The 13,904-nt window shown below is 59.1% G+C and carries 16 protein-coding genes; 9 read left to right on the forward strand and 7 right to left on the reverse strand.

The features are described from left to right. Window positions 1-34: 34 nt before the first annotated feature. The 6 genes from L7A20_RS04215 to L7A20_RS04240 all read left to right on the forward strand — a co-directional run bounded on the left by L7A20_RS04215 (window position 35) and on the right by L7A20_RS04240 (window position 5,990). On the forward strand, window positions 35-643 hold the full coding sequence (locus tag L7A20_RS04215; protein ID WP_237222510.1) for a TlpA family protein disulfide reductase: 609 nt from the start codon (window positions 35-37) through the stop codon (window positions 641-643). Then, entirely contained in the window at window positions 636-1,388 is a 753-nt protein-coding gene (locus tag L7A20_RS04220) for a cytochrome c biogenesis CcdA family protein (RefSeq protein WP_237222511.1), read from the forward strand. The genes L7A20_RS04215 and L7A20_RS04220 overlap by 8 nt, the downstream gene beginning before the upstream one ends. A gap of 47 nt (window positions 1,389-1,435) precedes the next feature. Further along, complete coding sequence (resB, locus tag L7A20_RS04225) at window positions 1,436-3,040, forward strand: cytochrome c biogenesis protein ResB (protein WP_237222512.1); 1,605 nt, start codon at window positions 1,436-1,438, stop codon at window positions 3,038-3,040. Between the two features lie 80 nt (window positions 3,041-3,120). Further along, window positions 3,121-4,212, forward strand: coding sequence for a c-type cytochrome biogenesis protein CcsB (gene ccsB / locus L7A20_RS04230; protein WP_237222513.1), 1,092 nt, complete (start codon window positions 3,121-3,123; stop codon window positions 4,210-4,212). Between the two features lie 361 nt (window positions 4,213-4,573). Continuing rightward, window positions 4,574-4,891: a PadR family transcriptional regulator gene (locus tag L7A20_RS04235; RefSeq protein ID WP_237185002.1), complete on the forward strand. Its 318-nt coding sequence runs from the start codon at window positions 4,574-4,576 to the stop codon at window positions 4,889-4,891. 37 nt (window positions 4,892-4,928) lie between these two features. Beyond that, window positions 4,929-5,990, forward strand: a complete 1,062-nt coding sequence (locus L7A20_RS04240; RefSeq protein ID WP_237222514.1) for a hypothetical protein — start codon at window positions 4,929-4,931, stop codon at window positions 5,988-5,990. 76 nt (window positions 5,991-6,066) lie between these two features. Here the strand turns inward: L7A20_RS04240 and L7A20_RS04245 are convergent, their stop codons facing one another. Beyond that, entirely contained in the window at window positions 6,067-6,462 is a 396-nt protein-coding gene (locus L7A20_RS04245; protein WP_237222515.1) for a PLD nuclease N-terminal domain-containing protein, read from the reverse strand. A gap of 118 nt (window positions 6,463-6,580) precedes the next feature. Here L7A20_RS04245 and L7A20_RS04250 point away from each other — a divergent pair, with 118 nt between their 5' ends. Further along, on the forward strand, window positions 6,581-6,865 hold the full coding sequence (locus tag L7A20_RS04250; RefSeq protein ID WP_237222516.1) for a DUF4229 domain-containing protein: 285 nt from the start codon (window positions 6,581-6,583) through the stop codon (window positions 6,863-6,865). On the opposite strand, the gene L7A20_RS04255 is transcribed toward L7A20_RS04250, so the two are convergent. After that, a complete protein-coding gene (locus tag L7A20_RS04255) occupies window positions 6,862-7,779 on the reverse strand; it encodes a 1,4-dihydroxy-2-naphthoate polyprenyltransferase (protein WP_237222517.1) in 918 nt (305 codons plus the stop codon). The genes L7A20_RS04250 and L7A20_RS04255 overlap by 4 nt on opposite strands. A gap of 90 nt (window positions 7,780-7,869) precedes the next feature. Beyond that, entirely contained in the window at window positions 7,870-9,135 is a 1,266-nt protein-coding gene (locus L7A20_RS04260) for an AMP-binding protein (protein ID WP_237222518.1), read from the reverse strand. A 106-nt stretch (window positions 9,136-9,241) separates the two neighbouring features. Between L7A20_RS04260 and L7A20_RS04265 the strand changes: the two genes are divergently transcribed. Continuing rightward, window positions 9,242-9,418, forward strand: coding sequence for a hypothetical protein (locus L7A20_RS04265; protein ID WP_237222519.1), 177 nt, complete (start codon window positions 9,242-9,244; stop codon window positions 9,416-9,418). A gap of 3 nt (window positions 9,419-9,421) precedes the next feature. Next, window positions 9,422-9,649 (forward strand): hypothetical protein, encoded by a 228-nt coding sequence (locus tag L7A20_RS04270; protein WP_237199593.1) that lies wholly within the window; start codon window positions 9,422-9,424, stop codon window positions 9,647-9,649. A gap of 73 nt (window positions 9,650-9,722) precedes the next feature. On the opposite strand, the gene L7A20_RS04275 is transcribed toward L7A20_RS04270, so the two are convergent. The 4 genes from L7A20_RS04275 to L7A20_RS04290 all read right to left on the reverse strand — a co-directional run bounded on the left by L7A20_RS04275 (window position 9,723) and on the right by L7A20_RS04290 (window position 13,855). Further along, entirely contained in the window at window positions 9,723-11,927 is a 2,205-nt protein-coding gene (locus L7A20_RS04275) for an acyltransferase family protein (protein WP_237222520.1), read from the reverse strand. Window positions 11,928-12,145: 218 nt separating this feature from the next. Then, entirely contained in the window at window positions 12,146-12,403 is a 258-nt protein-coding gene (locus L7A20_RS04280; protein WP_237222521.1) for a Txe/YoeB family addiction module toxin, read from the reverse strand. A gap of 8 nt (window positions 12,404-12,411) precedes the next feature. After that, window positions 12,412-12,666, reverse strand: coding sequence for a type II toxin-antitoxin system Phd/YefM family antitoxin (locus L7A20_RS04285; protein WP_237222522.1), 255 nt, complete (start codon window positions 12,664-12,666; stop codon window positions 12,412-12,414). 235 nt (window positions 12,667-12,901) lie between these two features. Further along, window positions 12,902-13,855: a 1,4-dihydroxy-2-naphthoyl-CoA synthase gene (locus tag L7A20_RS04290; RefSeq protein ID WP_237184975.1), complete on the reverse strand. Its 954-nt coding sequence runs from the start codon at window positions 13,853-13,855 to the stop codon at window positions 12,902-12,904. Window positions 13,856-13,904: the final 49 nt, after the last annotated feature.

The following is a 13,904-nucleotide window of genomic DNA, read 5'->3' on the forward strand; positions in this document are numbered from 1 at the left end:
GCGCACACTACCTGATCTGAAAGACCTGTAATTCATGTCTACTTCTTTCCCCACCCGTGTGAGCCGCAAGCAGGCCCTGAGCATCGCCGCTCTGGGAACTGTTGGTCTGCTCTCGGCCTGTTCCTCAAGCCAGGATTCACTAGCGGCTCAGGCAGATGCCGGTGATTCCAAGGGCTACATTGCCGGTGACGGCAGCGTCACTGAATACGCCGCCGGTGAGCGTGGCGAACCCGTTGAATTTGAAAGTGAGCTCTTTGACGGCACCGTCGTCTCAGCTGCGGATCTGCGCGGTAAGCCCGTGCTGCTCAACTTCTGGTACGCCGGCTGTGCCCCCTGCCGTGTTGAAGCCCCCTGGCTCAACGAACTGCACGCAAGCTTCGGCGAGAAGGTGGCCTTTTACGGGGCCAACGTCCGCGATGAAAAGGGTACCGCTGAGGCCTTCGAAAAGAACTTTGAGGTGCCCTACCCCTCTTTCCGGGACGTGACCGGCAAGGTGCTCCTTGCCATGAGCAAGTACGTGCCGGCTCAGGCGGTGCCGACCACGGTCGTCCTCGATGCTGAAGGGCGCGTAGCGGCCCGTATTCTGGGGCAAATCGACAAGTCTGTGCTGGGCACTCTGCTCGAAGACCAGGTCAGTGCCTAGTTTCGGTAATATCGTTCTCGACGGCTCCCTCTGGCTCGCCCTGCCCCTTGCGGCACTGGCGGGCCTGGTCTCGTTTGCCTCCCCCTGCGTGCTGCCGCTGGTGCCGGGCTACCTGGGCTACGTGACCGGCCTATCGGGGGGAGAGATGAGCCCCCGCCGCCGCAACCTGCGCATGGTGACCGGCATCGGCCTCTTCGTGCTGGGCTTCTCCTTTATTTTTGTGCTCATGTCTGTGGTGCTGGCCCAGCTGGGAGCCGCCCCCTGGCTCCGCGGCCAGGGCTGGGTAGACCTGGTGCTGGGTCTGCTGGTAATTCTCATGGGGCTGGTCTTCATGGGGCGCTTTGATTTCTTCCAGCGCGACCGCAAAATTGAGGCCAAACCTCCGGCCGGTCTCTGGGGTGCCCCCATTCTGGGGATCACCTTTGGCCTGGGCTGGGCTCCCTGCATCGGCCCCACCTTTGCAGCCGTACAGACCCTGGTCTATACCGGCGGTTCCGATAACAGTAAGGCCATTCTGCTGACCTTGGCTTACTGCTTAGGGCTGGGTGTCCCCTTCTTGCTGGTAGCCCTGGGCGTAGCCCGCGGAGTGAACACCATGGGCTGGGCGCGCCGTCACAGGCTACTCCTTCAGCGGCTGGGCGGCATCATGCTGATCATCATCGGGCTGCTACTGGCCACCGGCGTCTGGACCCAGATGATGTCCTGGTTCCAGGCAACCATGCCGGTCTACGAACTTCCCATCTAACACACCACACAACACATACGCACCGAACCGAAAATAGCAAGGAAAACATGGCAGAGAATCAGGACGCCCCGGCCCTAGGCCCGCTGGAAATGCTCCGCTGGGCATGGACGCAGCTGACCAAGATGAACACCGCCCTCTTCCTGCTGCTCATGCTGGCGGTCGCCGCTGTGCCCGGTTCGGTCTTTCCCCAGCGTATTCAGGACCCCGCCGCTGTAGCCGACTACATTGAGGTGCACCCCACCTGGGGCCCTATCGCTGATAAGCTCCAGCTCTTTGATGTCTTCTCGTCGGTCTGGTTTGCGGCTATCTATATTCTGCTTTTTGTGTCCCTGATTGGCTGCGTCATTCCCCGCGCTACCAAGCACTATCAGGCCATGCGCTCAGGGCCCGCCCGAACCCCCAAGAACTTCTCCCGCCTACCCCAGCACCGCACCCTGACCATCCCCGTGGACGCCGGTGCCGGGGAACTAACAGCTGCGCGCGCTATCGAGGAGGCCGCTGCCGTCCTGAAAAAGCGCCGCTACCGCATCGAGGTGCGCCAAGAAGCCCCGGGTGTTGTCAACGTGGCCGCCGAGCGCGGCTATCTGCGTGAACTGGGCAATATTCTCTTCCACCTGGCCATGATTGGGGTGCTCATCGCTGTGGCTGTAGGCTCCCTCTTTGGGTACAGCGGCCAGCGTGTGGTGACAGAGGACGAAACCTTCGTCAATTCCCTGGTCGCCTATGACTCCTTCAGCCCCGGTACCAACTACAACCCCGACTGGTTAGCACCCTACTCAGCCACCCTCAACAACCTGACCGTCGAATACGACCGCCAGGAAGGCTCACCCACCTACGGGTCAGATATCAACTACGAAGCTGACTTCACCCTCACCAATGCAGACGGTGAGCAGCGTGAGCAGACCCTCAGAGTCAATGAACCCATCTACTTTGAGGGAACCTCTATCTACCTGCTGGGTAACGGTTACTCGCCGGTTGTCCGTATCACCAACACCGACGGCTCTGTTGCCTACGAGGGGCCCGTGGTGGGCCTACCCTCGGGTCGTAGCTACCTCTCATCTATCGTGCTGAAGGTTCCGGACGCCCACCCCGACCAGCTGGGCTTCGTCGGCATGTTCCTGCCCACCGGCGAACGCACCACCGGTAGCGCCCCCACCTCTATCGACTCAGACCTGCTCAACCCCATGCTGGTGCTCCAAAGCTACGCGGGCGACCTCGGGCTTGATAACGGCGTGCCCCAGAACGTATACGTACTCGACGTTGATAGCCTGACCCCGCTCAACACCATGGCCGCCGGTAACGGTATTGTGCTCGATGCCAGCAACAACACCGCCACCCTGCCCGATGGTCACGGAACTATCGAATTCCTGGGTGTTAAGCGCTACGCTGGCATTGAGATCAGGTCAGACCCCGGCCGTCCGATCGCCCTGGTCTCAGCAACCCTACTCTTTGGCGGCCTGCTGATCTCGGTCTTTGTCGCCCGCCGCCGCGTCTGGGTACGAGCCACCGAAAGCGGCACCGGGGCAGACCGCGTGCTCACTGTCGAATACGGCCTCCTGGCCCGCGGCGAAGACCCCCGCCTCGCCACCGAAGCCGACAAACTCACCGACCTCTTCGCAGAGCGGTGGGGACTAGAATTTGATGAAGCCTAACCTACCCACCGCCCGCCCCGGGGCAACCCGGCCGGGCACCGGCGTCCGCGCCCTACCTCAACCTGTGAAGTGAGAACACCATGTCAGAAGTCAACATAGAGCTCGCCCGCTGGAGCGAACTCTTCATGTACCTAGCAGCCATCACATACATGGTTGCCTTCGTCGCCTTCGCCTGGGACGTCGCCGCCCACTCCCGCACCACCAAGCGCCTAGAAGCAGCCAATGCCCCCGAACCTGAAAAGGAACTCGTGGGCGCGGGCGCAGCCGTCAAGAACGCCCGCTCAGCTCGCATTAGCGGCACCGAGCAGGGCACCGGCGAACGCGGCATGGGCTACAAGAAATCAGCAGCCGCCAAGATCGCCGGTCACGTCGCCGACTCAGAGATGCGCTACGGTAGCGGCGAACGCCGACCCGCCGCCCGCGCCGGTGTGGTCATTCTGGCCCTGGGCTGCCTGATTCACCTAGCCGGTGTGCTCTCCCGCGCCTTTGCCGCTAACCGCGTGCCCTGGGGTAACATGTACGAATTCTGCACCACCGGCGCCCTGCTCGTGGTTGTGGTTTACCTGGGCTTCCTGATCTTCCGCGACCTGCGCTTTGTGGGGACCCTGGTATCTGGCCTGGCCCTGACCATGATGACCGCAGCCACCATCGCCTACCCCACCCCCGTAGGTCAGCTGGTGCCCGCTCTCCAGTCCTACTGGCTAGTGATTCACGTATCCATCGCGGTGCTGGCTTCCGCCATCTTCACCATCACCTTCGCCATGGCAGTCCTGCAGCTGGTGCAGACCGCCCGCGAACGTCAGATCATCGAGGGCACCGACAGCTCCCTGGTGCGCCTGGGCTTCATGCGTCTGATCCCCTCATCCACCGCCCTGGAAAACTTCTCCTTCCGCCTCAACACCGTGGGCTTTGCCATGTGGACCTTCACCCTGGGCGCCGGTGCTATCTGGGCAGAAAAGGCCTGGGGCCGTTACTGGGGCTGGGACACCAAGGAAGTCTGGACCTTCATCATCTGGGTGGTCTATGCCGCCTATCTACACGCTCGTGCCACCCGCGGCTGGTCGGGCCCGCCCAGCGCCTGGCTCTCCATCGCAGGCTACCTCTGCATCATCTTCAACTTCACCGTGGTCAACGTCTACTTCTCGGGCCTGCACTCCTACTCGGGTCTCTAGGATTTATACCCCTCATTATGGCTCCCCAGGCTCGCGCTCGCTGCCGACCCTCTCGCTGGTTCACGAGCTGGCTCGCAAGCTCGCCAGATTCGCACCGAGATTTGTTTTCCTCGCACGCTCGGAATCTCGGTGCTCATCACCAGCGATTCACGCCAGCCCCGAGCCAGCAGCTTCGCTGCGAGCCTGAGTCGCCTAATTGCTTTGGTTAACCAGCTTCTATAAAGCGTTCTCCCACAGGTTCAAAGAAGCCCCCGCACATTGTGTGCGGGGGCTTCTGCGTAGGTGCTGTTTGGTAATAATTGACAAAAGTCTTGAAACCTATCTAGGTAGATGTTGTACTTAGATACAGAAGGAGGTGCTCATGAACCCCACCACCTACCCGCCGGCCCTGGTGCGGGCAACCTTGCCCACCGCCGTCCTGGCCTGCCTGGCTCAAGAAAACCTGCACGGCTATGGCCTGGCTACCCGCCTGGAAGAGATGGGCTACGGACGCCTGCGCGGCGGCTCCCTCTACCCGGCTCTCTCCAAGCTCGAAGAAGCCGGGTACGTCACCACCAGCTGGACGGAAGGGGAGAGCGGGCCTGCCCGCCGTCAGTACCGGCTGACGGACGCAGGCGCCCGCCAGCTCGCCGACGAACGAGCTACCCTGGTCCGGCTCACTAGCGCCCTCGGAGCCTAAACCCACCAGACGTTTCTATATGACTCAAGGAGGAGACATGGCAAACAACCCCTACGAACGCCTGACCGTCGCAATCGAAGAAGCCAGCGACAACCCGGCAGACACAGACTGGGTACAAACTGCCTTTGCGACCCTCGCTACAAACGGTGTCAAAGCAGTCACCAGCGAAAGCGCCATCAACCGCGTCATTAGACAGGTCGCAGAAAGCGGCGAAAGCGCCACGAACCTCTACGGTAGCCCTCAGGAATGGGCCGCAGAAAAAATCACCACCTGGCGCGAAAAGAGGACCCAGGCTTTTTCCGAGGACGAACCGTTGACCCTAAGAACGGGAATCATCTCAGGTTTCTTTGGGAGCGCCGCCTTTAGCCTGTTTTTCTGGGTGGTCAGCGTACTACCCAGCGATAGGCCGAGCTCCCAGCCGGTGGCCTTCTACCTACTCCCAGCCTTCCTAGGATTTGCCGTCATATTTTCAACTGCCCTCTTCCAGCGGCTTCGGTCTAAGCTCGGTTTTACATCAGGTGTTGCGGTATCGGCTCTGATTGTTCTTGTTCTCGCATGCGGTATAGCTTTCCTGCTGTTCTGGTCCTACGAGGTTGTGACGGCAACTTTTCCTGCCTGGTTTCATCTGCCTGTAGCAGCAGGCTCTGCTCTGCTAGGAGGCTTGGCTGCACTTGCTCTTCCCAAGGGGTCTACTCACGTGATGGAAGGCACCGATAACTACAGTCAGCCCGAAACCTGGCTTGCACGATTCAAACAGGAGCTCTGGAAGCGGGGCGATATTTCGGATGCCCGTGTACGGGAAGAAGTCTCCCGGGTCAAAGAACATGCCCGCGAAAGCGGCAGTAGCTACCTGGAAGAATTCGGTCACCCGGTAGCCTATGCCCGTTCCCTCTCAGAACAAAAGAAGGTCAAGCCCTACCGGCTCTACCTCTATTCCCTCATGATGATCGCTTGTCTTGGTTTCTGGGGTTATGGGCTGTGGGCTACTCCAGATTCGGCCAGCCTAAGTTGGCGTTTGCCCCTTTTTATCTTTGTGGCCTGCGTTTTGGTTCTAGAGCTCTGTAAGAACTACCGAACCTACCGCCAGGCTAAGAAATAAGAGCGAACCCCACGTTTTGTCACGAGCCTCACCTGTAAACCGTGGGGTTCGTGACAAAACGTGGAGTTCGAAAAAACTAGGACTCGTCGTCCGGCTCGGTGGCCTCCTCGCCCTGGGCAGAGCCCTGCCCACCGGCGTCCTTACGCTTCTTGCGTTCCTGCCACTCGGCGTCCTGGCGCTCGCGCCGGGCCCGGGCCTCCAAGAACTTCAAAAACTCAGGGTCATCGTCGGGAGCCACCGGCGGCTTGGTAACAGGGGCCCCAAAAGACCCGTGGCGTGACCCGCGGGGGCGGCCCAACCAAAACCAGAGCACCGACCCCAGCAGCGGAAAGAGCACCAGCACAGCAAGCCAGGCCCCCTTGGGCAGGGTGCGAACGCGCAAACGGTCGGTCTGGGCGGCGTCCAGAATCGAATAAATCCACACGCCTAGCAGAAGAGCGGCGCCGCCAATAATCAAAATAGCTCTACCCATACCCCCATTTTTCCATGAACAGGCCCGCCCACCCCGCTTTGTGCGCTCACAGCGTGCTAGATGAGCGGACGCGCCCGCCTCCTATTAGGCACCACCAGCAGGTTGGTAGAATGAGGGGGTGAATTTTCTGAAGTATTCCCTGCTCCGCCTGCTGTTTTCAGCCGCCGCCTTTTTTGCTTCCTACTATTTTGGCGTGGGCTTCATTCTGGCCATTATTTTCGGCGCCATCATTGGCTTCGCCATCTGCTACCTGGCCTTCCCCCGCCTACACGACGCCGCAGCAGCCGACTTTAACCGCATGATCTGCCGCAAGAACAAGCCCAAGAAAACAAGGGTTGAAGATGAAAATCAGGCGTTTGAAGACGAGCTAGACGAAGCGGCCCGACGTAGCCAGGGTCTTTAATAGCCGGTAAAGACGGTAGCCCGCTCAGCAAAGATTTCGAGCGGGTGCAGGACCACGGCAAGAGCCACCAGAAGCGAGTAAATTAGCGCAATAATGCCAGCCTGCTTGAGCACCGGAATGAGGTTGCGGCCCAGAGCCCCTGAGAGTACCACCAGGGCTGAATGAACGACCGGCCCAATTAGAATAAAGACCAGGGCATACCAGGGGTTATGGGGTACTAGCAGGGCGGTCAGACCCAGGCCCAGGCCCATCTCGGCGGCGTAGGTGATGCGCGATGCCCGGTCACCTAGGCGCACTGCCAGGGTTTTCTTGCCCGCTTCAATATCGGTGGGGATATCGCGCACGTTGTTAGCCATGAGCAGGGCGCAGGAGAACAGTCCGAGAGCAACCGCAAAGACCCAGGAAGCTAGGGTCAGCTGGTTGCTCTGGGTAAACATGGTGCCGAGGGTGGCGACCAGGCCAAAGTAGATAAAGACGAAAATATCGCCCAGGCCCATGTAACCGTAGGGGCGCTTGCCGCCGGTGTAACCCCAGGCCGCCAGCACAGCCGAGGCACCGATGGCCAGGAACCACCACTGCTGGGAGAGCATAATCAGGGCCAGTCCGCTGACCCCCGCCAGACCAAAGCAGATAAAGGCCGCCACCTTCACGTGGGAGGGCTTGGCCACGCCCGATCCGACCAGACGAAGGGGCCCTACGCGCACCTCGTCCGTGCCCTTAATGCCGTCGGAGTAGTCGTTGGCGTAGTTGACGCCCACCTGCAAGAAGAAGGCCACCAAGAAAGCCAATAGGGCGCGGACGGGCTTGAACTGGTGCACCTCGTAGGCCGCCGCAGACCCCGCAATAATAGGAGCTGCCGCCAGGGGGAGCGTGCGTAGGCGCGCCCCCTCAATCCACTGTGCAACCGTTGCCACTGCCTTGCTCCTTATCAGCCCAAATGTTTACCTGGCGTTGTGCCACCACAAATACACACTATTCTCTCACTTTTTAGCGGTCGGTGCCCGCTAGCTGCCGCGTGATGTGCCCCGGCTGCCCTGCTGGGTCTGCCAGGCCGCTGTTAGGAGGGCCTGAACCGCCCGCCGGTCGGGCTTGCCCGTGGGCAGGGTGGGGAACTCCGGTAGCACTTCAATGAGTTTAGGTGCGGACGCTGCCCCCAGCTTTTCTGCTACCAGGCGGGGGAGGGCGTCCGTAAGCTCGCCGGGCTGGATGTTTCTGCCGGCTACCGGGGTGATAGCTGCGGTGATGGCGGTGCCCCAGCGGGCGTCCGGAACCCCGGCAACCAGGGCTTCGCGTACGTCCGGGTGGCTTTCGAGGGCGGTGGCTACCGCTGCCGCGCTGGTTTTGACGCCTCCGGAGATCAGCACATCATCGGCCCGCCCGGTGACGGTGAGGGAGCCGGTCAGCGAATCAAGGGTGCCTAAATCGTCGGTACGGTACCAGCGGGTGCCATTGTTATCGACGAAAAAGTGGGCGGCGGTGCGCTGCGGGTCCTTGGCGTAGCCGCTGGCAATAGTGGGCCCACCCAGCCAGATACGCCCGGGAGCTTCGGGATCGGTGGCTTCAGATTCTATCTGCACGCGGACGCCCGGCAGCGGCTTACCTTCATAGACGCAGCCGCCTGCGGTTTCAGCCGAGCCGTAGGTGCGAACCACCGGCAGTGCCAGGTCGCGGGCGGTGCTGATGAGGTCGGCGCTGGCCGGGGCGCCGCCCAGAAGAATCGCGGAGAAAGAGCGCAGCGCATCGAGGGTTTCGGTGCGGAGGGGCCCTTCCGGGGTTTCCAGCAGGCGGTGTAACTGGGTGGGTACCAGGGAGACCAGCCGGTGCGGGGCTGAGAGTTTTTTGGCGGAGCTGACGAAATCCTGGGCGGTGAAGCGGGTGCCCTCGCTGACTGAATCGGTCAGGACGGGGACGGTACCTGCCAGGGCAGACCTCGCCACCACCTGCGCCCCGGCAACGTACTGCAGGGGCAGGGCCAGGAGCCACTGGGCGCTGCTTGTCCCGGTCGCTGCCTCTGTACCCTGAGCCGACGCACGTAAAGCCGAGGTAGAGAGCACCGTCTGTTTGGGGGCACCGGTGGAGCCGCTGGTTGTGACCACCAGGGCGGGTGCGTCCTGCCCTCTCTCTAGCTCTGTAAAGCAGGTGCTGAAGGTGTACAGGGCTTCGGTGACCTGCTGGGTGGGGCTGGTGGGCTGATCTGCTCCGACGCGGACGACGCTGCCCGGCCCGGGCAGGGCAGGCGCGGGGAGTGGGGTAAGGGAATCTAGTGTCATGGCTCTTTTTAGTCTACGCCTGGTGATTATTGCCAGATAGTATGCCTACTTGGTAATCTTGTAGGTAACACCTTCTGCTTCTCAAGGTCGAGATAGGAGCCAACCCATGCTTGAAGTAACCGGTGCAGAAATCGCGATTCTGCTACTTTATCTGGCCCTGCTGGTGCTCTTTTTTGTAGTGCTCCTGGGGTTCCATAAGAAAAATAAGACCGAGATCCGGGTGATTCGTAAGCGCCTGGGCCTGGATGAGAGTGCCACAGGCAACATCGACAAGGGAGCCTAACCCATGACTGTACTTGCTACTAACCCGCTGGTGCCCACTGCCGGGGAGGCCGTTCTTTCTGTGATTGGCCTGGCCTACCTGGTCTTTATGTTGGTTTTCTTGGTCTTTCTGGTTAACGTGCTGCTAACCTGGCACCGCAAGAATAAGCTGCGCATCATCGAGCTGGAGTTCGAAGAACGCGCCATTGACAACCGCAAGGCTGCCCGCCGTATGGCAGGCCCTGAGGCCTAGACTTTAGGTCGAATGTAAGGACGCCCCGCCCTGCCTTCCGTGGAAAAGGTGGGGCGGGGCATCCTACTTATATTTATTCTTTAAGCGCTTCGTCTAGCTTCTCACTCAGCGGGGCCGACAGAGACATGCTGTAACTCTTCGATAGATGGTTGGTGTCGAAATAGACCGGAATTCCGCCAATTACCCCGTGACATGAATTGTCGGGGCAGAGGTAGTCGGTCATATCGATGGTGGGGATGTTCAAAGAGCGGGCTGCCTCAAATTGGGGATCTGGCCATAAGACAGTACCGGCGGATGCTACGCACTGCGTGCCTGAATACGATACGCAATCGGGGCCAACTGAAGAACCCGCGGTAGGAACATCACGAACAACAACCACCTTGCTGCCCTGCGCCTGCCAACGATCAATCCAGGGTTTCATTGCTTTCGCATACTGCTTTTCTTGGGGAGCGCCGCTACCGTTTTCAAGGCCCTGGCTACTGGAGTAGTTACCGATAACAATTAAATCTGGCTTCTCCTGAGTTACCTCGTTGAGGACACGGCCGGGCCACTTGGGGCAGGTATCTGAAAATGTCTGGGCAACGGGCACCTGGCGTCCAGGAGCAAGCCAGTAGGTCAGGGGAGTCTCCCAGAGGGAGCAACCTGAGTGACTAAAGAACGTCATATCCCACTGTTTTTCGCGGGCAATAGGGTAAACCGCTGGGCGCCAGTGATCAATATGTGAGTCACCGATAAACCAGACCTTCGTGGGGTCTGCCGATTCCGCAGCGTAGTTGCAGTGAATCTTGACCCTTGACCCGCCGTTGGGGACCTCAGTTGATTCAAGAACTTCACATTCTTGGTCAAGCGGTATCCACGGTGCTTCGCTTTCTGAGCCAGCAGCGATTACAGGCTCTGCTGTGAAGGCCTCCTTGCAGTGCTCAGTGTTTACAAGGGCCATACCCCCAACACAGCTAATCTCTGCTGTCTCTTTTTCTTCACCCGATGTTTTGGTATCTGACGCAGAACCCGCGACCTGGTTCATACTTGCCTGGATTTCCGCCTGTTGACGGGCAGAGTACTGCTGGGCATAGAAATGGGTTGCTGCAGAACTCGTGCCAATAAGAGCTAACGTAGCGATAACCGAGATGAAAACAGTTTTTGGGGCAAAGAGGGGCTTAAACTTGAAACGAAAGGTGTTTTCAATGAACTTCTGCGTCGTGAAGGCCAGCAGAAAGACAAGCGGAAGCACCACAATATAGGTCCACCACTCGGCAGCGTGGCCGAGGGCAAAGGGCAGAAGGACGGCCACAGGCCAGTGCCAGAGATACAGGGAATACGACATATCCCCGATGGACTGCGTAGGGCGCCCCTCAACAAGAAACCGTAACCAAGGCATAAAGGTGAACGGCCCTGTTGCAATAACGGCAGCAGCGGCAAGAACCGCAGCTAGCGTACTTAAACCGGGTACTTCGCTTTCTTCCGTGTAGAGAAAGGCTGAGCTCAGAAGTACGAGGTAGGCTGCAAGCTGAGCTAGGTTGCGGAGAAGCTTGGGGTAGAAGCTATTATCGAAGGCCTTGTTGAGCGAGAAAAACAGCGGGGAGAGAAGAGCGACCAGAGCGCCTACCATAAACTCCCAGACGCGAGTAAATGTATTGAAATATGCCCCAGCCTGACCAGATGCTACCTGGCTTTGAGCGAATGCTAGAGACAGAATAAGTAACGTGAAAACACCTGAACCTAACACCAGGTTCTGCAAGCGTGAGTTGCCCCCAAGGAATGTTTTTACCTTGAAAGCTCCTAGAAATAGCAGCGTAAGCGCTATCGGCCAGATGAGATAGAACTGCTCTTCAACTGACAGGGACCAGTAGTGTTGAAACACCGTAGGGTTGCTGTCTTGGGCGAAATAGTCTGTTGCAGAGGCATACAGATTCCAGTTGTGAAAATAGGCGCTCGCCGCGAAGAAGTCCCAGGCGGTGCGACCCCAATAACTTACAGGTGCAAGTGCCAGCGTTGCGATGAAAGAAACTGCACCGACGAAGATCGCGGCCGGGAGCAGGCGTCGAGCCCGGTTCGCGTAAAAGTGTTTAAAACTGACGGTATTGCGTTGTCTGAGCTCTTTGAGAAGATGAAGCGTGATGAGGTAGCCCGAGATGACGAAGAATATATCTACCCCGATATATCCGCCGGTGATGAAGTTCGGCCAGAAGTGGTTGCCAATAACGAGAAGGACGGCGATAGCTCTTAGAGCTTGTATATCGCTTCTGAAATTTTTAGTTGGGCGGGATGCGGCGGCCATGAATCTCTTTAAAGAAAATGTGTGGTGGTGATAACTGCTTATCAACTCTAAACCATCGCAGCAGGGTGAATGCGGAAGGGACATACGCAATTCGCTGTGGAGCGTCTATGGGGCAAGGCTCCAACAGATGCCCACCAGACTCTCGTACTGTCCACAGTGAAGGTGGGCAGTGCGAGAGTCTGGTGGAACCTCAGTTTTTCTTCTTTTGGCTGCGGCGTCTACTCGTAGTGGTACCTCACCGCTGCAATACGCACAGAGTTGCCCACGATTTTGTAGACCAGACGGTGCTCTTCGGTAATTCTGCGGGACCAGTAGCCGGAGAGGTTGTTGCGCAGGGCCTCTGGCTTGCCAATGCCTTCGTTACCGTTGCGTTGGATATCTTTGAGTAGGGTATTGATTCTTTTGAGAACCTTGCGATCTTGCCTTTGCCACCACAGGTAATCTTCCCAGGCCTGACTGCTCCACACCAGCTCCATCTCAGACCTTATTCTTCGATAAGAGCCTGGTTGGAGCCCCTACCGGACTCAAGCTCGTCAATTGAATCTAAAAGCTTTCGAGCATTGGCGGGCGAACGTAAGAGATGAGCGGTCTCTTTGAGCGATTCGTATTCGGCAAGTGAAAGAATGACGGCAGGTTCGCGCCCTGCCCTGGTGATGACGACTTCTTCAAGGTCTTCTACCGCGATATCGAGTACCTGGGCGTAGTTGGCGCGGGACTCGGTGTAGGTCATAGTTTTCATCAGAACCTCCTGTACAGAAAACTGTACGCTTGAGAGGCGGTATCTTCAAGAGCTAATATTTTTTCCTTTGGAATACCGCACACCGCAGGGGAAGTATCGTCTTATTTTTTGCTCAGACAGAGAAGAAAGCCCATCAGACTCTCGTACTGTCCATAGGGAAGGTGGGCAGTACGAGAGTCTGATGGGCACTTAGTCTGCGCGGCTCTGAGCCGGGCGCGCGGACGCCGGTGGGCGGCTAGAAGTAGTAGGGGTAGTTCTCCCAGTTGGGGTCGCGCTTCTCAAGGAAGGCGTCACGGCCCTCGACGGCTTCGTCGGTCATGTAGGCCATGCGGGTGGCCTCGCCGGCAAAGACCTGCTGGCCGACCATGCCGTCGTCCGGAAGGTTGAAAGCGAACTTGAGCATACGAATCGCCTGTGGTGACTGGCGGGCAATGTGGGCCGCGTACTCCAGGCCCTTGGTCTCTAGCTCGGCGTGGGGCACCACGTCATTCACAGCGCCCATCTCGTACATGCGCTGAGCGTCGTATTCCTTAGCCAGGAAGAAAATCTCGCGGGCAAACTTCTGGCCTACCTGGCGGGCCAGTAGGGCTGAGCCGTAGCCGGCGTCAAAGGACCCCACGGTTGCATCGGTCTGCTTGAACTTGCCGTACTCCTCAGAGGCAATGGTCAGATCAGCCACCACGTGCAGGGAGTGGCCGCCACCGGCCGCCCAGCCCGACACCAGGGCAATAACCACCTTGGGCATGGTACGAATCAGGCGCTGCACCTCCAGAATGTGCAGGCGGCCTGCGCGGGCCGGGTCAATCGAATCGCGGGTCTCACCCTCGGCGTAGCGGTAGCCGTCGCGGCCGCGAATACGCTGGTCGCCGCCGGAGCAGAAGGCCCAGCCGCCGTCCTTGGCAGAGGGGCCGTTGCCGGTCAGCAGCACGGTGCCCACGTTGGAAGTCATGCGGGCGTGATCCAGCACCCGGTAGAGCTCATCGACGGTGTGCGGGCGGAAGGCGTTGCGCACCTCGGGCCGGTCAAAAGCGATGCGCACGGTTGGCAGATCCCGCAGAATCTCACCGGCCTCGTTGCGTTCCACCTGGCGGTGGTAGGTGATATCGGTTAGGTCCTCAAAGCCCTCAACCAGGCGCCACTGGTGGGGATCGAAAATGTCAGAAACCTTGGCAGGAAGTTCGTTAGTCATAGCCACCAGTCTACCCAGGGGTACCCCGGGCTGATTCCTTGTCTGTAAT

The sequence above is a fragment of the Rothia nasimurium genome (assembly GCF_928381415.1).
Taxonomy (GTDB): domain Bacteria; phylum Actinomycetota; class Actinomycetes; order Actinomycetales; family Micrococcaceae; genus Rothia; species Rothia nasimurium_H.

Bases quoted from the DNA above. Each gene is read 5' to 3' on its own strand.
- L7A20_RS04215 (WP_237222510.1), top strand. From the start codon at position 35: ATGTCTACTTCTTTCCCCACCCGTGTGAGCCGCAAGCAGGCCCTGAGC.
- resB (WP_237222512.1), top strand. From the start codon at position 1,436: ATGGCAGAGAATCAGGACGCCCCGGCCCTAGGCCCGCTGGAAATGCTC.
- ccsB (WP_237222513.1), top strand. From the start codon at position 3,121: ATGTCAGAAGTCAACATAGAGCTCGCCCGCTGGAGCGAACTCTTCATG.
- L7A20_RS04235 (WP_237185002.1), top strand. From the start codon at position 4,574: ATGAACCCCACCACCTACCCGCCGGCCCTGGTGCGGGCAACCTTGCCC.
- L7A20_RS04240 (WP_237222514.1), top strand. From the start codon at position 4,929: ATGGCAAACAACCCCTACGAACGCCTGACCGTCGCAATCGAAGAAGCC.
- L7A20_RS04245 (WP_237222515.1), bottom strand. From the start codon at position 6,462: ATGGGTAGAGCTATTTTGATTATTGGCGGCGCCGCTCTTCTGCTAGGC.
- L7A20_RS04260 (WP_237222518.1), bottom strand. From the start codon at position 9,135: ATGACACTAGATTCCCTTACCCCACTCCCCGCGCCTGCCCTGCCCGGG.
- L7A20_RS04265 (WP_237222519.1), top strand. From the start codon at position 9,242: ATGCTTGAAGTAACCGGTGCAGAAATCGCGATTCTGCTACTTTATCTG.
- L7A20_RS04270 (WP_237199593.1), top strand. From the start codon at position 9,422: ATGACTGTACTTGCTACTAACCCGCTGGTGCCCACTGCCGGGGAGGCC.
- L7A20_RS04275 (WP_237222520.1), bottom strand. From the start codon at position 11,927: ATGGCCGCCGCATCCCGCCCAACTAAAAATTTCAGAAGCGATATACAA.
- L7A20_RS04280 (WP_237222521.1), bottom strand. From the start codon at position 12,403: ATGGAGCTGGTGTGGAGCAGTCAGGCCTGGGAAGATTACCTGTGGTGG.
- L7A20_RS04285 (WP_237222522.1), bottom strand. From the start codon at position 12,666: ATGAAAACTATGACCTACACCGAGTCCCGCGCCAACTACGCCCAGGTA.
- L7A20_RS04290 (WP_237184975.1), bottom strand. From the start codon at position 13,855: ATGACTAACGAACTTCCTGCCAAGGTTTCTGACATTTTCGATCCCCAC.